At 63.0% G+C, this 16,030-nt stretch carries 16 protein-coding genes and 2 pseudogenes; 9 read left to right on the top strand and 9 right to left on the bottom strand.

Going from position 1 to position 16,030, the window contains the following annotated elements; translation table 11 throughout:
• Positions 1-501: 501 nt before the first annotated feature.
• From DMX12_RS25665 to DMX12_RS25655, 3 genes are all read right to left on the bottom strand, one after another.
• Positions 502-1,401: a hydroxymethylglutaryl-CoA lyase gene (locus tag DMX12_RS25665; RefSeq protein ID WP_029886492.1), complete on the bottom strand. Its 900-nt coding sequence runs from the start codon at positions 1,399-1,401 to the stop codon at positions 502-504.
• A 19-nt stretch (positions 1,402-1,420) separates the two neighbouring features.
• Positions 1,421-1,819, bottom strand: a complete 399-nt coding sequence (locus DMX12_RS25660; protein ID WP_009686680.1) for a MerR family DNA-binding transcriptional regulator — start codon at positions 1,817-1,819, stop codon at positions 1,421-1,423.
• Positions 1,820-1,926: 107 nt separating this feature from the next.
• On the bottom strand, positions 1,927-2,805 hold the full coding sequence (locus tag DMX12_RS25655; RefSeq protein WP_110679814.1) for a helix-turn-helix domain-containing protein: 879 nt from the start codon (positions 2,803-2,805) through the stop codon (positions 1,927-1,929).
• 172 nt (positions 2,806-2,977) lie between these two features.
• Here DMX12_RS25655 and pobA point away from each other — a divergent pair, with 172 nt between their 5' ends.
• The 4 genes and pseudogenes from pobA (at position 2,978) to sodC (ending at position 7,651) form a co-directional block, all read left to right on the top strand.
• Complete coding sequence (gene pobA, locus DMX12_RS25650; RefSeq protein WP_110679813.1) at positions 2,978-4,165, top strand: 4-hydroxybenzoate 3-monooxygenase; 1,188 nt, start codon at positions 2,978-2,980, stop codon at positions 4,163-4,165.
• A 115-nt stretch (positions 4,166-4,280) separates the two neighbouring features.
• Positions 4,281-6,071, top strand: a pseudogene (ggt, locus tag DMX12_RS25645) (gamma-glutamyltransferase).
• A gap of 69 nt (positions 6,072-6,140) precedes the next feature.
• Complete coding sequence (locus DMX12_RS25640) at positions 6,141-7,022, top strand: LysR substrate-binding domain-containing protein (protein ID WP_009686685.1); 882 nt, start codon at positions 6,141-6,143, stop codon at positions 7,020-7,022.
• 113 nt (positions 7,023-7,135) lie between these two features.
• Entirely contained in the window at positions 7,136-7,651 is a 516-nt protein-coding gene (gene sodC, locus DMX12_RS25635; RefSeq protein WP_110679812.1) for a superoxide dismutase family protein, read from the top strand.
• 101 nt (positions 7,652-7,752) lie between these two features.
• Here the strand turns inward: sodC and DMX12_RS25630 are convergent, their stop codons facing one another.
• Positions 7,753-8,589 (bottom strand): bifunctional allantoicase/(S)-ureidoglycine aminohydrolase, encoded by an 837-nt coding sequence (locus DMX12_RS25630; protein WP_029886486.1) that lies wholly within the window; start codon positions 8,587-8,589, stop codon positions 7,753-7,755.
• Positions 8,590-8,827: 238 nt separating this feature from the next.
• Here DMX12_RS25630 and DMX12_RS25625 point away from each other — a divergent pair, with 238 nt between their 5' ends.
• Together DMX12_RS25625 and DMX12_RS25620 are read left to right on the top strand one after the other, a co-directional pair.
• Positions 8,828-9,706: a hypothetical protein gene (locus DMX12_RS25625; protein ID WP_110679811.1), complete on the top strand. Its 879-nt coding sequence runs from the start codon at positions 8,828-8,830 to the stop codon at positions 9,704-9,706.
• A gap of 77 nt (positions 9,707-9,783) precedes the next feature.
• Positions 9,784-10,467 carry a TetR/AcrR family transcriptional regulator gene (locus DMX12_RS25620; RefSeq protein ID WP_029886484.1) on the top strand — a complete coding sequence of 228 codons (684 nt, stop codon included), beginning with the start codon at positions 9,784-9,786 and terminating at the stop codon, positions 10,465-10,467.
• Positions 10,468-10,483: 16 nt separating this feature from the next.
• Here DMX12_RS25620 and DMX12_RS25615 read toward each other — a convergent pair whose 3' ends face one another.
• The gene (locus DMX12_RS25615; RefSeq protein ID WP_110679810.1) at positions 10,484-11,491 is read right to left on the bottom strand and encodes a GlxA family transcriptional regulator; all 1,008 of its coding nucleotides are present in this window, start codon (positions 11,489-11,491) and stop codon (positions 10,484-10,486) included.
• Between the two features lie 181 nt (positions 11,492-11,672).
• Between DMX12_RS25615 and DMX12_RS25610 the strand changes: the two genes are divergently transcribed.
• Both DMX12_RS25610 and DMX12_RS25605 read left to right on the top strand, forming a co-directional pair.
• Positions 11,673-12,143, top strand: coding sequence for an FAD/FMN-containing dehydrogenase (locus tag DMX12_RS25610; protein WP_110679809.1), 471 nt, complete (start codon positions 11,673-11,675; stop codon positions 12,141-12,143).
• 89 nt (positions 12,144-12,232) lie between these two features.
• Complete coding sequence (locus tag DMX12_RS25605; RefSeq protein ID WP_009686692.1) at positions 12,233-12,445, top strand: PLDc N-terminal domain-containing protein; 213 nt, start codon at positions 12,233-12,235, stop codon at positions 12,443-12,445.
• 58 nt (positions 12,446-12,503) lie between these two features.
• On the opposite strand, the gene DMX12_RS25600 is transcribed toward DMX12_RS25605, so the two are convergent.
• Positions 12,504-12,815, bottom strand: a complete 312-nt coding sequence (locus DMX12_RS25600; protein WP_110679808.1) for a hypothetical protein — start codon at positions 12,813-12,815, stop codon at positions 12,504-12,506.
• 136 nt (positions 12,816-12,951) lie between these two features.
• On the opposite strand from DMX12_RS25600, the pseudogene DMX12_RS25595 reads away from it, so the two are divergent.
• Positions 12,952-13,350 (top strand): annotated as a pseudogene (locus DMX12_RS25595) (EamA family transporter); the annotation flags it as partial.
• Positions 13,351-13,357: 7 nt separating this feature from the next.
• On the opposite strand, the gene DMX12_RS25590 reads toward DMX12_RS25595, so the two are convergent.
• The 3 genes from DMX12_RS25590 to DMX12_RS25580 form a co-directional block, all read right to left on the bottom strand.
• Positions 13,358-14,077, bottom strand: a complete 720-nt coding sequence (locus DMX12_RS25590) for a TorF family putative porin (protein WP_009686695.1) — start codon at positions 14,075-14,077, stop codon at positions 13,358-13,360.
• Positions 14,078-14,158: 81 nt separating this feature from the next.
• Entirely contained in the window at positions 14,159-14,410 is a 252-nt protein-coding gene (locus tag DMX12_RS25585) for a hypothetical protein (RefSeq protein ID WP_110679807.1), read from the bottom strand.
• A gap of 230 nt (positions 14,411-14,640) precedes the next feature.
• Positions 14,641-15,660, bottom strand: a complete 1,020-nt coding sequence (locus tag DMX12_RS25580; protein ID WP_009686697.1) for a branched-chain amino acid aminotransferase — start codon at positions 15,658-15,660, stop codon at positions 14,641-14,643.
• Positions 15,661-16,030: the final 370 nt, after the last annotated feature.

The following is a 16,030-nucleotide window of genomic DNA, read 5'->3' as shown; positions in this document are numbered from 1 at the left end:
TTGCCTGCTCTTTTTTATTATTGGGACTGGCCTGTTGTTGTTTTTGTCGGCGTGTCCTGGTGTTGCGGGCGACCCCCATGCGGGGTCAAGAGCAAACGTATTTTTTTGAGCGCTGACCTGCTTTCATCATTGCTGATCCGAACCTGGCTGCTGCTACCTCGAGGTAGTTTTGTTGTTCTGTGCCAGACCGCGGGGCGGGCCCCTGAAAAGACTGCCTACTCCAAAAAAATCTGCTTGCTGCGCCTCTGCCGTGTTGTTCTTGTTATGTCAGAGCCGTTATCTGTTGTTTTTATTGGGTGTCGCATTTTTTTTTCTTGTTGTACGAAAGATATAGCAGGCAGCGTGCCAACTTTTGAATATCGTTTAAAATCAAGCAGTTAGCGGATTTTGAAAAAAATGCAGGGCCCGAATTTTTGTCGATTTGTTTCCCTGTTACCCGATTTTTCGCTGTGGAATGGGGGGCGGTAACACTCACCCACACCTCTGTGACACCTTCATGACCTACTGCGCCATGCGCGCCCGCGCCACCCGTGAACCGTTGCTGCGGCCCAGTACCTGGCTGATGCGCTGCCCAGCGGCAATCAGCCGGTCCAGGTCGATGCCGGTTTCGATGCCCAGCCCCTGCAACAGGTAAAGCACATCCTCGCTGGCGATATTGCCGGTGGCGCCTTTGGCATACGGGCAACCGCCCAGGCCGGCGACCGAGCTGTCGAACACATTGATGCCTTCGAGCAGGCTGGCGTAGACATTGGCCAGGGCCTGGCCATACGTGTCATGGAAGTGCCCGGCCAGTTGCTCGCGTGGCACCTGCGCCGACACCACCTCGAACAGGCGCCGTGTGTCGCCGGCGGTGCCAGTGCCGATGGTGTCGCCCAGCGATACCTCGTAGCAGCCCATGTCGCGCAGCTCGCGGGCAATCGGTGCCACCTGCTCGGCGCTGACCTTGCCCTCGTAGGGGCAGCCCAGCACGCACGATACATAGCCACGCACCCGCACACCGTGGCTGCGGGCAGCGGCCATGATCGGTTCGAAGCGCTTGAGGCTGTCGCTGACCGAGCAGTTGATGTTGCGCTGCGAGAACGCTTCGGTGGCCGCGGCGAACACCGCCACTTCCTTTACCCCTGCGGCCAGTGCGTCTTCAAAACCGCGCAGGTTCGGTGCCAGCGCTGCATAGGTAACGCCTGGGCGCTGCTGGATGCCGGCAAACACTTCGGCCGAGCCGGCCATTTGCGGGACCCACTTGGGCGACACGAAACTGCCCACTTCAATGTAGGCCAGGCCCGCTTCGGTGAGGTCGTCTACCAGGCGCACCTTGGCGCTGACGCTGATGGGTTGGGCTTCGTTCTGCAGGCCGTCGCGGGGGCCGACTTCGACCAGGCGCACGTGGTTGGGCAGGGACATGGTGGTTTTCCTGTGACGTTCAGCGGTTGTCTGTGTTGTTGAGGGTGGCGGCCAGCGCTTGCTCGCAGCGTTCCTGGGCCGTGTCCAGCTCCAGTTGCATCTGGTGAATGTCGAGCAGTTGCTGCTCCAGCTGGGCGCGGCGTTCGGCGATTTTCGCCAGCATGCTGTTGAGCTGTTTGAGGTTGCCGCTGGTGGGGTCGTACAGCTCGATCAGCTCGCGGCACTCGGCCAGGGAAAAGCCGATACGCTTGCCACGCAATATGAGCTTCAGGCTGACCTTGTCGCGCGCCGAATAGATACGTTCCAGGCCCCGGCGCTCCGGGCTCAACAGGCCCTGTTCCTCGTAGAAGCGGATGGCGCGGGTGGTGATGTCCAGTTCGCGGGACAGGTCGGAGATGCTGTAGGTCTGCGTGCTCATGCTGGGGCTCGGGCGGAAGTATCCGGGTATCCTGAGGCCAGCTTGACGTAAACGTCAAGCAAGCGCGAGCGTGGGCATGGCCTGCGGACCTGGGCCAGGCAGGCCGATCATTCAGGCTGCACTGCCCGCCGATACGCATTGGGCGTTTGCCCACTCAGGCGCTTGAACCAGCGGGCAAAGTAGGTGGGGTCGCTGAACCCCAGGCTGTCGGACAACTGGCCGATGCTCATGCGTGTGTAAACCAGGCTGCGCCGCGCCTCGAGCAACAGGCGCTGGTGCACCACTTGCAACGCCGTCTGCCCGCTCAGCGCCCGGCACAGCTGGTTCAACTGCAGGCTCTGCACATTCAGCCGTGCGGCGAATGCCTCTATCGACAAGTGCTCGCGGTAGTGCGCTTCGACCAGGCGCAAATACTGCCCCAGCAACTGGCGGTCGCGTTCATCGCGCGTGCGCGGGGCCTGCCCAAGCTGCTGACGGCGGCTGATCCACACCATCAGGGCGGTCACCAACGCCTCCAGCATGGCGGCCCGCGATGGGGCGTTGCCCTGGTATTCCTGCTGCAAGGTCTCGATCAGGCTGCGCAGGTGCGCGCGATCCGGACCCAGCGGGTAGCTTACCGGCTTGGACAACACCGCCAGCGGTGCGCCCAGGCGCTGCTCAAGGTTGGCCACCAGCGCGGCGCCAAAAGTGAGCACGTGGCCCTGGATGTCGGCACTGAAGCGAAAGCCATGCACGGTCAGGGGGGGCACCACCTGGATCGTGGCTTCGCTTATGGCAGTGCGGGTGCCCTCGATTTCCACCTGGGCCTGCCCGCGTTGCACGTACAGCAATTGAAACAGCTCGGCATGTTGGTGGGGCTTGATCTCCCAGTGGTGCAGGCGGCTGCGTGCGGGGATCGGCTCACAGTGCAGCAGGTCGGTACCAGGCCAGGCCTGGTTTTCCCCATACAGCTTGAACAGCGGAACGCCGGGGAGGGTGGATTTCATCAGCTTTGGCCTGTCCGTTAATCGAACGTTTTTTGTAAAAGTGCAGGTTTTGCATGGAATAGCACAGCTCAGTTGCGGTTTTTGCCCGTAAAAATGCAAAGGCAAACCCTAACAGCAGATGCCGCGCCACCGCCAGTGCAGGGCCGGTATCGTTCCAACAGAGACAACAACAATGAAAACTCAGGTTGCAATCATTGGCGCGGGCCCGTCGGGCCTGCTGCTGGGTCAACTGCTGCATAACGCCGGTATCGACACGGTGATCGTCGAGCGCCAGACCGCCGAGCACGTGCTGGGCCGCATCCGCGCCGGGGTGCTGGAGCAGGGCACGGTCGACCTGCTGCGCGAGGCCGGTGTGGCCGAACGTATGGACCGCGAAGGCCTGGTGCACGAAGGTGTCGAGCTGCTGGTTGGCGGGCGCCGCCAGCGCCTGGATCTCAAGGCCCTGACCGGCGGCAAGACGGTGATGGTCTATGGCCAGACCGAAGTTACCCGTGACCTGATGCAGGCCCGTGAAGCCAGCGGGGCCCCCATCTTCTATTCGGCCAGCAATGTTCAGCCGCATGAGCTCAAGGGCGAGAAGCCCTACCTGACCTTTGAAAAAGACGGTCAGGTCCAGCGCCTGGATTGCGATTACATTGCTGGCTGTGACGGCTTCCATGGGGTTTCCCGGCAGAGCATTCCCGAGGGTGTGCTCAAACAATACGAACGGGTATACCCCTTCGGCTGGCTGGGCCTGCTGGCGGATACACCACCGGTCAACCATGAACTGATCTATGCCCACCACACCCGCGGTTTCGCGCTGTGCAGCCAACGTTCGCAAACCCGCAGCCGCTACTACCTGCAAGTGCCGCTGCAAGACCGTGTCGAGGAGTGGCCCGACGAGCGCTTCTGGGGCGAACTGAAAGCACGTTTGCCTGCCGAGGTGGCAGCGGACCTGGTCACAGGCCCGGCCCTGGAGAAGAGCATCGCGCCGCTGCGCAGCCTGGTGGTGGAACCGATGCAGTATGGCCACCTGTTCCTGGTCGGCGATGCCGCGCATATCGTGCCGCCAACCGGGGCCAAGGGGTTGAACCTGGCGGCCTCGGACGTGAACTACCTGTACCGGATCCTGCTCAAGGTATACCGCGAGGGGCGTACCGAGCTGTTGCAGCAGTATTCGCCCCTGGCCCTGCGCCGGGTATGGAAGGGCGAGCGTTTCAGCTGGTTCATGACCCAACTGCTGCACGACTTCGGCAGCCACAAGGACGCCTGGGACCAGAAGATGCAAGAGGCTGATCGCGAGTACTTCCTGACCTCGCCGGCAGGTTTGTTGAACATTGCCGAAAACTATGTGGGCCTGCCGTTCGAAGAGGTGGTTTGAGGCTGCCGCCTCCCGCTGACGAGGCCGGGAGCCAGGAAAATCGCGCAAAAGCTTGAACTCGGGTTTGGCCATGACCCACAGTGGCGGGCTGAATGGGTGAAGCAGGAAGCACGCGATGACATTTTCCAAGCCACTGCTCGTGGCCCTGTGGCTGCTGGCTGCCAGCGGGGCGGCGAAGGCCGACCAGGCGCTGCCAGTTGCACCGGAACTGGCTTCCGGCTACCGCACCGGCCTGCAGCCGGTGCTCGCCAGCCGGCACATGGTGGCCGCTGCCAACCCGTTGGCCAGCGAAGCGGGGCGGGCGATACTGCGGGCCGGTGGCAGCGCCATCGACGCTGCCATCGCCATGCAAATGGTGCTGACCCTGGTCGAGCCGCAGTCCAGTGGCATTGGCGGTGGGGCTTTCATCCTGTATTGGGATGGCGAGCGCGTGCAGGCATTCGACGGCCGCGAGGCAGCCCCGGCGGGGGTCACGGAACAACTGTTTCTGCAGGCCGATGGTGAGCCGATGCCGTTCCGGCAGGCGCAGATCGGTGGCCGCTCGGTGGGGGTGCCGGGTGTGCTGCGGGCGTTGCAGATGGCCCACCAGCGCTATGGCAAGCTGCCCTGGCGCGACCTGTTTGCACCGGCCATCGCGTTGGCCCGCAGCGGCTTTGCGGTTTCCCCGCGCTTGCACACATTGATAGCGGGTGACCCGTTCATTGCCCAGTCACCGGCCATGGCGCGTTACTTTCTGGATGAACAGGGCAGGCCCTTGCCAGTGGGGGCTACCCTGCGCAACCCGGCGCTTGCCCAAACCCTGGAGCTGATCGCTGCGCACGGCGCCGATGTGTTCTACAGCGGCGAGATTGCCCAGGCCATGGTGGCCCAGGTGCGCAGCCATGCCAATCCCGGTTACCTGTCGCTGCAGGACTTGCAGCTGTACCAGGCCAGGCAGCGCGAGCCGGTATGCGGCCCCTACAAGGCCTGGCAAATTTGCGGCGTGCCGCCGCCGTCTTCCGGCGGGGTAACGGTGTTGCAGACCCTGGGCATCCTTGAAGCCGCTCAACGGGCCGTGCCTGCGCATGACCTGGCTGGGTTGCGGCCGCAGCCCACTTCATCCCCAGCGGGTATTGAAGCAGCGCCAATGGCCGTGCACCTGGTCGCCGAGGCCGAGCGCCTGGCCTATGCCGACCGCGCCCAGTACCTGGCAGACAGCGATTATGTGCCCGTGCCGGTCAAGGCCCTCACCCACCCGGCCTACCTGGCCAGCCGCGCCGCCTTGATCGGGGCACACAGCATGAAACGTGCGCGCCCAGGCCAGCCGCCTGGTGTCGACCTGGCCCTGGCACCGGACCGCTCGCCCCTGCGCATTTCTACCTCGCACCTGAGCGCAGTGGATGACAGCGGTCATGCCCTGGCCATGACCACCTCGGTCGAGGCCGCGTTCGGCGCGCACGTGATGGTCAGAGGCTTCCTGCTCAACAACACCCTGACCGACTTTTCGTTCATCGCGTAGGAGCGTGGCCGGCCTGTGGCCAACCGGGTACAACCTGGCAAGCGGCCGCTGTCGGCCATGGCGCCGACCCTGGTATTTTCCCGCGCTAGCGGGGAGCTGGTGGCCAGCCTGGGTTCGCCGGGGGGCTCACAGATCATCGGTTACGTGAACAAGGCACTGCTCGGCCTGCTGGATTGGCAACTGGACCCGCAGCAGGCTGCCGGCCTGCCCAATTTCGGCAGCCGCAATGCCGGCACGGAAGTGGAGGCAGGGCTGGCCAGCCCGGCACTGGTCCGCCAGTTGGCGGCCTGGGGCCACGAGGTCACGCCAATGACCATGACCAGCGGCATGCAGATCATCCAGCGCACGGCTGACGGCTGGGCCGGAGGGGCCGATCCGCGGCGCGAAGGGGTCGCCCTCGGCGACTGAGCGGGGCGTTGCAGGGCCTGGGATAGCGTGATAGAAGTCTGTCTTGTCATTCATTAGTTGAATACCAAGATGTCCAATAGCGCGAAATCGAATAGGGCCCTGTTCGACCTTGACCTGTTGCGCGCCACGGTGGTGGTGGCCGACTGCGGCAGTTTCACCACCGCGGCCGCGCGCCTGCATTCCACCCAGTCGACCATCAGCCAGAAGGTTCGCCGCCTGGAGGACATGGTTGGCCACCGGTTACTGGTACGCGGCAACCGCGACGTGCTGCCAACCGACGCCGGGCAGACCCTGCTGGGCTATGCCCGGCATATGCTGGCGCTGAACGACCAGATGCTCGAAGCCTTGGCCGGGGCCATGGTCGGCACCACCGTGCGCCTGGGTGTGCCGGAAGACTTCGTAGGCGGGCGGACCACCAATGCGCTGGCGGCGTTCAGCCGCCTGCACCCGCAGGTAAAGCTGGAGGTGACCAGCGGCCTGTGCCGCGACCTCAGCCAGGCCTACGACAACGGTGAGCTCGACCTGGTGCTGCTCAAGCAGCGGCGCAACACCCGCGAGGGCGTGGCATGCTGGCCAGAGCGCCTGCAGTGGATCGACAGTGCCCGCGCGCCGGCGTTCGAGCTGGACCCGATTCCGCTGGTGACCTTTCCGCCACGCGGCCTGTACCGCGAAGACATGATCAATGCCATCGAGGGCATGGGCCGGCGCTGGCGTATCAGCTTCACCAGTTCCAGCCTCAGTGGCATCCAGGCGGCCGTGGCCGATGGCATGGGCGTCAGTTTGCTCCCGCCGCGCGCGGCGACAGGCGAGCACCGGGTGCTGGGCGAGGGGCAGGGGCTGCCGGAGATCGATAGCTATGAAATCGTCATTGTGCACCGGCCGACCGCTGACATCATGGTCAAGGCCTTGGCCGAGGTCATGACTCAATTGCTGGCCGGGGGCGGCATCTAGCCCAACGAGAAAAGTGTTTCAGGCTGTGGCGGGGCGGAATGTCTGGCAGGGCCGTGCAGTCCCACCGTTAACGTGGGCAGTACGCCCAGCAACCCAAGCCATGGAGACGCACTATGAAAACAGCTGCATTTGTCGCTTTACTGGCCAGCGCCGGGTTGGCCCAGGCGGCCGAAACGGTCGAACTCAAGCTGGCCGGCCCCGACGGCCCTGGCACGTCCATTGGCACTATCAGCATCGAGCAGAACAAATATGGCACGTTGCTCACCCCCGACCTGAAGGACCTGCCGCCAGGTGTGCACGGCTTCCACCTCCACCAGAACGCCTCGTGCGCACCGGCGCAAGACGGCGGCAAGCCTGTGCCAGCGGGCGCTGCGGGCGGGCACTGGGACCCGGATTCCAGCAACGCCCACAAAGGCCCCTATGATGACAGCGGTCATCGCGGCGACTTGCCGGCGCTGTATGTGGGGGCTGATGGCAAGGCCACCTATCCGGTCCTCGCGCCGCGGCTGAAGGCCACCGATTTCAAAGGCCATGCACTGATGGTGCACGCCGGCGGTGACAACCACAGCGACCACCCCGAGAAGCTGGGTGGCGGTGGAGCCCGGGTGGCCTGCGGGGTCGTGCAGTGAACGCTTGCCCGTGCACCTGAAACAAGGCCGCCCCCGCAGGTTCACGCAAACCTGCGGGGGCGGCCTTGTGTCGGAAGCAGGGCGCCATGCGCCCCGGTGCCTCAGCGCTTGGGGTTCAGCGTCAGGTGCACGTGACGGTTCACGTCCTTGTACAGCAGGTAGCTGAACTTGCCTGGGCCACCTGCGTAGCAGGCTTGCGGGCAGAAGGCGCGCAGCCACATGAAGTCGCCGGCTTCCACTTCGACCCAGTCCTGGTTCAGGCGGTACACCGCCTTGCCTTCCAGCACGTACAGGCCATGCTCCATCACGTGGGTTTCGGCGAACGGGATCACGCCGCCGGGCTGGAAGGTGACGATGTTCACATGCATGTCGTGACGCATGTCGGCCATGTCGACGAAGCGGGTAGTGACCCAGCGGCCTTCGGTGCCCGGCATTTCAATGACGGTGGCGTTGTCACGGTGGGTCACGAACGACTCAGGTGCGTCCAGACCCTCGACTTTCTGGTAGTGCTTGCGCAGCCAGTGGAAGGTGACATTGGCTTTGCTGTTGTTGCGCAGGCTCCACTCGGCGCCTGGCGCAAGGAACGCGTAGCCGCCTGGCACCAGGGTGTGGTGCTTGCCTTCGACGGTGATGTCCAGTTCGCCTTCGACGATGAAGACCACGGCCTCGGCATCGGGGTCCAGCTCAGGGCGTTCGCTGCCGCCTTCCGGGGCCACTTCGACGATGTACTGCGAGAAAGTCTCGGCAAAACCGGTCAGTGGGCGGGCGATGACCCACATGCGCATCTTGTCCCAGAATGGCAAGTGGCTGGTGACGATGTCACGCATTACGCCTTTGGGGATGACGGCGTAGGCTTCGGTGAACATGGCACGGTCAGTCAGCAGCTCGGTTTGAGCCGGGTGCCCACCGTGGGGGGCGAAGTACGAATGGTTCGACATGGACAATCTCGACTTGTTGTTCTCTCCCCGTGCCGTGAACCGCACCGGCCGGTGCGGCGCAGGGGATGTGGCGACAGAATAGGGTCGAGCGCGCGCCATGCACAAATTAAATGTTGGAATACCCAGGATTCGATCGCTGAATGCGCGTTCGCACGCAGGGGCTACCGATCAGAGAATTCCGACATATTTTTCACATTCCCTTGTTAGGATCCCCCGGCATTTCCAAGGAGCCCCCCTTATGCCGTCTATCCTGCGCAAGCGCAGCACCCGAATCGTCTTCGCCGCCACCACCGGCCTGCTCGTGGCCACATTGGGCTTTTTCGCCTGGCAAAGCTTCTATCCGGTGCAGGCCGCGGCAGGTTGGAAAGTTGGTGTGCTGCACGGTGACGTGACCAAGGCCGCGTCACTGCTGCCGCAAGCCGATGGCAGCCTGCTGGTCAGCCGCGAGCTGGACGACGGCCGCGGCAGCATCCTCAAGATCGCCGCCGACGGCGCCCGGGTGGTAGTCATCGATAACCTGTCGAAACCCGACGGCATGGTCGCGGCCCAGGGCGGTTGGGTATTCAGCCAGGAGGGCGGTGCCGCGCCCGTCAGCCTGGCCCGCGATGGCAAGGTCACGCCGTTGTTCGAGGGCGACAGCGTGCAAGGGCTGTGGAACGACGGCAAGCACCTGTATGCCATCGAAGACCGCAAAGGTAACGGCCGCCTGATGCGCTACGACTGGCAGAGCGGGCAACTGGACGTGCTGCGCTCCGGCCTGACAGAAACCGAAGGGCTGACACGCTGTCGGGGCGACCTGTTGTACACCGAAAAAGCCAAGGGCACCGTGCGCGCCCTGGCCGCCGATGGCAACGACCCGGTGGTGGTCGACGGTTTGCGCAACCCCACGTTCCTGTACTGCGACCAGCGTGGCCTGTGGATCAGCGAGGACAACACGCACCGCGCCCGGCTGCTGCGCATCGCTGCCGACGGCAGCCAGCACACGGTGCTGACGTTTCTCAAGGCGCCCCAGGCCATCATCGCCGACGGCAAGGGCGGTTACCTGCTGGCCGAGGGCGGACGCGACCGTGTCTTGCACCTGACGCCGCCAGCAGAGCCGGTCACGGCCCAGCGCTAGCCGCAACAGCGTGCTTCCCTGCACGGCCGTGCTCACGGATAATCCCCCACATTCCAATAAACAGCCTGTGAGTGGGTATGAGTGATTCCGTAGTCGGCCTTGGCCAGCCTGAAACCGAAGGGGGGCGCAGAACGCGCAAGAACAACCCCGAGAAAACCCGCGAGGATATCCTCCAGGCCGCCATCCACGAATTCGTTCAGCAAGGGCTGGCCGGGGCTCGCGTGGACGCCATCGCTGAACGCACGGCTACGTCCAAGCGCATGATCTACTACTACTTCGGCAGCAAGGAGCAGTTGTATTGCGAATGCCTGGTCAAGCTATACGGCGATATTCGCAAGACCGAGCAAAGCCTCGACCTGGAGTCACTGCCGGCCGACCAGGCGATCCGCAGGCTGGTGGAGTTCACCTTCGACCACCACGACCGCAATGTCGACTTCGTGCGGATCATCTGCACCGAAAACATCCACTACGGCGAATACGTCAAGCAGTCCCCGGCTATTCGCGAAATGAGCAGCCTGGTGCTCGAAGCCTTGGGCAACACGCTGCGCCGCGGGGTAGAAGAAGGGGTGTTCCGTAGCGGTATCGAGGTGATCGACCTGCACATGCTGATGAGCTCGTTCTGTTTTTACCGGGTGTCCAACCGGCATACCTTTGGCGAGATCTTCCAGATAGATCTGTCGGATGACCAGGTCAAGCTGCGGCACAAGGCGATGATCTGTGATGCGGTGCTGCGCTACATCCAGGTTGGGCAGCGCCCCTGACGCTGCGCCAACCTGCTCAGTCGCCTAACCGCTGCTCACGCGAGGGCGGGTAGCCAAAATACGCCGCATAGCATTTGCTGAAATGTGACACCGAAACAAAGCCGCAAGCCACCGCCACTTCCATCACCGACAGGTCGGAATACTGCAGCAGCCTGCGGCTTTTGGTAATGCGCAGCTCCATGTAGTAACGCCGCGGCGATGTGCCCAGCTGGGCCTGGAACAACCTGTCGATCTGGCGCCGTGAACGCCCGCTGTAGGCGGCCAGCTGGTCGAGGCTGAGGGTTTCCTCGAGGTTGTTCTCCATCAGTTCGACAATGGTACGCAGGTGCAGGCTCATGGACTTCTTGGCCCCCGGCCCGACCTGGCGGTAACGGGCGCCTGAGAACGACAGAATTTCTTCCACGCCTTCGGCCAGGCCGTCACCATACAAGCGCCGCACCAGCCCCAGCATCAGTTCCATGGCGCCGTTCGGGCTGGCGGCACTGAGCCGGTCACGGTCGAGGGTGAAGCTGGCCGGAGTAATGCGGGTTTGCGGGCTGCGCTCGGACAAACTGGCACGCTGCTCGGGGTGAACGCTGCAGCCATAGTCATCCAGCACCCCGGCGCGCCCCAGGAACCAGGCGCCGTTCCACAAGCCACCCAAGGCCATGCCATGGGCCGCGCAATCACTCAGCAAGCGGTCGAGTACCGGGTATTTCAGCGGCGTACGCAAGCCCCCGCAGATGACCAGCAGGTCCGGTGACTTCAACGCCTGGGGGGACAATTCGGTGGCCACCAGTTCCAGCCCAAGGTCGCTGAGCACGCGGTCGCCGTCCAGCGACAGCGGGGTGAAACTGAAGCTGTCGGTACGCAGCAGGTTGGCCGTGACCAGCACGTCCATGGCCACGGTGAAACTGGCCATGGAGAAGTGTTCGAGCAGCACGAAATCGACTTGATAAGGGGCCTGGGCATCGGCGCTGCTGGCCTTGAGCCGCAGCATGTTGCTGGTACTGGTCTTCTTGCTGAACTGGCGTGGCGTGGGCACTCTGAACTCCGCTTGCTGGCTGGCTCGCAGAGTGTGGCCGGTGGCTGGAGGAAAGACAATCTCCCCGGTGGCGGTGTCGTATTACAGGTCGTGTTCAGGCAACCTGTATGGCTGCAGACTTTCCCACTATGCTGTGCCATAGGCGCTTGCATGAAACGCCTGGCCCTTGAGGAACCTATCGATGAAATACGCCGCTGCCTTGTTGCTCAGCTTGTTGCCATTGCTGGCCACGGCCGTGGAGCCGGGCGAACCGCTCGCGCCCTTTACGTTGCTCGACCAGCATGACCAGGCCTACACCCTGAGCGCGGACACCCGGGTACTACTGGTGGCGCGCGACATGGACGGCGCCAAGTTGGTCAAGGCTGCACTGGCCGACGCGCCCAAAGATTACCTGGAAGCACGCAAGGCCGTGTTCGTCGCCGACATCCAGCGCATGCCTGCGTTGGTCAGCAAGCTGTTCGCCATCCCGGCCATGCGCGGTTACAGCTACCGGGTGTTGCTCGACCGGGAAGGGCGGGTAGCCAGCCGTTACCCCGGGCAGCAAAAGCAGGTGCAGTGGTTGCAGTTGCAAGAAGGCAGATTGGTGAGCCAGCAGGCGTTCACCGATGCCGCGGCATTGAAGGCGGCGCTGGAGCGTGCGCCGCTGCAGTGAGGTGCGTTACCTGCAGGAGTGGTCAAAACAATCTGAACCCTCAGCGTCAATAACAACCCAAGCCATTACACGGCAAAGAGAGAGCGCTTATGGAAGTCGGAACGATCTGGATCATTGTCGCAGCCTTGGTCATCCTCATGGAAATCTGGGCCATCTGGAACATCATCGGCAGTGAGCGGCGCGCCGAACGCAAGATGTTGTGGGTGGTGTTCGTCGTCTACGCGCCAATCCCCGGCTTGTTGTTCTGGGCCTGGCGCGGCCCGCGCGCCGTAAAAGGCCGGTCCGTACTCGAAGAAAAATGACAGGCACGGGTATCAGGCGCTCGCGCGCCTGATACCGTCAGCGGTCACTTTCCAGCGGTCATTTGGGCAGCACGTTGAAGCGAATGGCGGGGCCGAGGCCGTTCACCATCAGGCAGCCGTAGAACTTCACGGTGGACAGCACGCCCAGCGTCTTCAACGCATCGTGTATGAATGCGTGGAATACGCGCTCGGCATCCTTCTGGCGGTCGGCAAGCGTCGCGGCCTCGAGCGTGACCACCCCAAGCAAGGTGGTCTCGATGTGCTCGACGGTTTCCAGGCCGGTTTTCTCGCGAAGGTACGTACGTGCCTTCGCCGCATCTGCCTCATCCCCTTCGACGGTGTAAGCCAACTGAAAATCGAATTTGCTCATGGTTTTGTCCTTGGTTGCGATAAAGCGTCCGTGCCGTGCCGTGCACCTTACCGGGATGCGCAAGTTGTGAAAACGAACGAGGTGTTCAACAATTTCATCTGTTTGTAGGAAACGACCTACTTGACCTCGAGTACCTTCTGGCATCCCCTGGGGGGCGTACACCTTGCTCGGCAGAGGGTCGCCCAGGCCGCTGGCCGACACGGCCGGCAACTTTGCCCGCAGCCTGCCCTGGCTGGTGGTGCTGGCACCGCTGCTGTTGCTGGGGGCCGGGCCACACCTTAGTGCCGGTGGCTTGCTGTTCGCCCTGGGCTCCGGTGTGCTGGCTTCCGGACCCGGTTATGCCGTGTGGTATGGCGTGGTGCGGCAGGTCAGTGCGCAACAGGCGGCGACCCTGCAACTGAGTGTGCCGGTGCTGGCGGGGTTGGGCGGGGTTGCGCTGATCGGCGAGCCGTTATCGCTGCGTTTGTTGCTCGCCAGTGTGGTAGTGCTGGGCGGTATTGCGCTGGCGCTGGTGCCGCGCCGCCAGGCCCTGTAGGAAAAGCCTAGAAAAAGCTGCGCTGGGCCTTGAGGGTGACCACGCTGTCGCAATAGGTGTTCATGCCTGAGTAGGCGTCACAGCTGGTGCCACTGAGGCTCGAGTTGCTGTAGATCAGGTTCAGGTCGATGCCTAGCCAAGGGCGCGACAGTTCCAGCGACCAGTCGGAAAAGGCATTCACCTGGCTGCCATCGCCGATGGTGAAGGGTGTGCCCAGGCGATGATGGGCGAGTTTGACGGTGAGGTCGACATCGAACAAGGGCAGTTGGCCAAAATCGGCGAACAGCGTACCGGTGCGGTTGTCGGGGTTGTCGCGCAGTGCACCGCCGAACCGGCTGCCCAGCACCGACACTCCCCCATACAGGGCTACGCTCTCGGCGCCGGCGATGTTTGGCTGGCTGTAGTGGATCAACCCCACTTCATAGCCCAAGGTGCTGTCGAAGTGGTGCTTGTAGCCCATGTAGCTGTCCAGGCGCAGGGTCGAGTTAGCCGTCACCCCCATGCTCGGGGCATATTGGCCGACGTACAGCCCACTGGGGTGGCTGAAATCCATGCCGCCATGAAACGCGCCGACCGCCGTGGGTGAAATCAACCCTTGGGCCATGCTGCGGGAAGGGGTGGTGCCGAGTGTAAAGTCGAAATCGCCCAGTTGGCGCTTCATCTGCTGGGCCAGCAGAGGGGGGCTGAACAGCAGGGCAATGCTCAGCAACAGCAGGGGCCTGAACATGGTCACCGTCCTGGAGGGCTTACGGTAGAGCGTTCAAGGATACCTGCCCGAGCGGCCGCTGAAAACCATGTAGCGGCGGGTTCAGCCTTTGGTCGAACGGTCGGCATCGGCTGCCTCGGTCACCACCGGCAGGTTGCCTGCACGCTGGATCACCCGGCGTTGCTGCTCATAGTCGTCCAGCGACAGACCGCGGCGCTGCAAGGCCTCCAGCTGTAACTGGCGGGTTTCGTCGGCGCTGTACGGGCGCAGTTCAGGGTGGCTGGCACAGCCGCTGCTGATGGCGAGGGTAAGCAGGGCAAGCGTGGCAGTCAGCAAGCGGGCCAGGGTGTTCATCAGGTAGCTCCAGGGGCCAAGGGTGTAGGTGGCGAGGCGATGGAGCTAGGTTATGTGGTTGTCGCGCCTGGTAGAAATTGCCCCTCTCGATAGTGACTATTGATGCACGGCGCCCTGGCCATTGACGCGCAGAAGCTCAAACCTTGCAGGCTGCCGCCTGGTGGCTCGATCCATGAAAAACGGGGCATGCCAGCGATGGCATGCCCCGTTTTTTGTACCGCAAAAGCGTTTCAGGCGACTTTGACGATCCAGCCAGCCGGTGCTTCCACATCACCGCTCTGGATGCCGGTCAGCTCATTGTAGAGCTTCTGCGTGACCGGGCCGACCTTCTCCAGGTCGTGGAACACGTGCAGCTTGCCGTTGTACTCGATGCCACCAATCGGGGTGATCACCGCAGCAGTACCGCAGGCGCCGGCTTCGACGAAGCGGTCCAGCTTGCTGATTTCCACGTCACCTTCGACCACGGTCAGGCCCAGGCGCGATTGTGCCAGCTCCATCAGCGACAGGCGGGTGATGCCTGGCAGCACCGAGGCCGATTTAGGCGTGACGAACTCATTGTTGGCGGTAATGCCGAAGAAGTTGGCCGAGCCGACTTCTTCAATCTTGGTGTGGGTCAGCGGGTCGAGGTAGATGGCGTCGGCGAAGTTGGCTTTCTTCGCTTCGGCACCTGGCTGCAGGCTGGCAGCGTAATTGCCACCGACCTTGGCGGCGCCGGTGCCCTGCGGTGCTGCACGGTCGAAGCTGGAGATCTGGAAGTTGTGCGGCTTCATGCCGCCCTTGAAGTACGAGCCAACCGGAATGGCGAAAACCGAGAAGATGAACTCGGGAGCGGTGCGCACGCCAATGTTGTCGCCGGTGCCGATGACGAACGGGCGCAGGTACAGGGCGCCTTTACCATGCGGTGGCACGAACTTTTCGTTGGCCTTGACCACTTGCTTGCACGCCTCGATGAACACATCGGTCGGCACCTGCGGCATCAGCAGGCGGGCGCAGCTGCGCTGCATGCGGGCGGCATTCTGGTCCGGGCGGAACAGGTTGATGGAGCCATCCTTGCAGCGGTAGGCCTTCAGGCCCTCGAAACATTGCTGGCCATAGTGCAGCGCGGTGGAGCCTTCACTGATGTGCAGCACGTTGTCTTCGGTCAGGGTGCCCTTGTCCCACTCGCCATTGCGCCATACGGACAGATAGCGTTTGTCGGTCTTGATGTAGTCGAAACCCAGCTTGTCCCAATTAATGCTTTCGTTGCTCATGACACCCTCATTGTCTTGCTAGTGCCCGATCGCTCGGGCTGCTGTTATATGCGCACCATGCCACCTTAATACATCCGTGGCGGATCGGGAACGGCCGGTCACGAATTGACAGGCTGCGATGCATTATTTGCGGGTGCTGCAGGCGCAGGGACGGCATCGAGGCTGCAAGGTGATTGTCACAATATTGTCAGCGCCTGTGAGATCGAGCGCCGCCCGCGCGGCGCATCGCGAGCTGCGCTCCCACGTTTGTTTCGGGCCAGTGAGGCCTGTGAGAGGCGCGCGCGACCGCCTGGTTCATACGACGCGATATTGAGGCATGCGCCAAAGGGTTCGCGCGCAAATCCCCCAGGCATAATTGGCCCGAAACAAA

Origin of the sequence: Pseudomonas sp. MB-090624, from assembly GCF_003205245.1 — a bacterium.
Lineage (GTDB): Bacteria > Pseudomonadota > Gammaproteobacteria > Pseudomonadales > Pseudomonadaceae > Aquipseudomonas > Aquipseudomonas juntendi.
Note: the sequence above shows the minus strand (reverse complement) of the source record. Positions and strands in the feature narration are given on the sequence as shown.

Excerpts from the sequence above, each read along its gene's own strand:
- DMX12_RS25605 (WP_009686692.1), top strand. The coding sequence starts at position 12,233 with ATGGAAGTCGGAACGATCTGGATCATTGTCGCAGCCTTGGTCATCCTC.
- DMX12_RS25580 (WP_009686697.1), bottom strand. The coding sequence starts at position 15,660 with ATGAGCAACGAAAGCATTAATTGGGACAAGCTGGGTTTCGACTACATC.
- DMX12_RS25640 (WP_009686685.1), top strand. The coding sequence starts at position 6,141 with ATGTCCAATAGCGCGAAATCGAATAGGGCCCTGTTCGACCTTGACCTG.
- DMX12_RS25625 (WP_110679811.1), top strand. The coding sequence starts at position 8,828 with ATGCCGTCTATCCTGCGCAAGCGCAGCACCCGAATCGTCTTCGCCGCC.
- DMX12_RS25655 (WP_110679814.1), bottom strand. The coding sequence starts at position 2,805 with ATGAAATCCACCCTCCCCGGCGTTCCGCTGTTCAAGCTGTATGGGGAA.
- DMX12_RS25665 (WP_029886492.1), bottom strand. The coding sequence starts at position 1,401 with ATGTCCCTGCCCAACCACGTGCGCCTGGTCGAAGTCGGCCCCCGCGAC.
- DMX12_RS25660 (WP_009686680.1), bottom strand. The coding sequence starts at position 1,819 with ATGAGCACGCAGACCTACAGCATCTCCGACCTGTCCCGCGAACTGGAC.
- DMX12_RS25590 (WP_009686695.1), bottom strand. The coding sequence starts at position 14,077 with ATGTTCAGGCCCCTGCTGTTGCTGAGCATTGCCCTGCTGTTCAGCCCC.
- DMX12_RS25610 (WP_110679809.1), top strand. The coding sequence starts at position 11,673 with ATGAAATACGCCGCTGCCTTGTTGCTCAGCTTGTTGCCATTGCTGGCC.
- DMX12_RS25585 (WP_110679807.1), bottom strand. The coding sequence starts at position 14,410 with ATGAACACCCTGGCCCGCTTGCTGACTGCCACGCTTGCCCTGCTTACC.
- pobA (WP_110679813.1), top strand. The coding sequence starts at position 2,978 with ATGAAAACTCAGGTTGCAATCATTGGCGCGGGCCCGTCGGGCCTGCTG.
- sodC (WP_110679812.1), top strand. The coding sequence starts at position 7,136 with ATGAAAACAGCTGCATTTGTCGCTTTACTGGCCAGCGCCGGGTTGGCC.
- DMX12_RS25620 (WP_029886484.1), top strand. The coding sequence starts at position 9,784 with ATGAGTGATTCCGTAGTCGGCCTTGGCCAGCCTGAAACCGAAGGGGGG.
- DMX12_RS25630 (WP_029886486.1), bottom strand. The coding sequence starts at position 8,589 with ATGTCGAACCATTCGTACTTCGCCCCCCACGGTGGGCACCCGGCTCAA.
- DMX12_RS25600 (WP_110679808.1), bottom strand. The coding sequence starts at position 12,815 with ATGAGCAAATTCGATTTTCAGTTGGCTTACACCGTCGAAGGGGATGAG.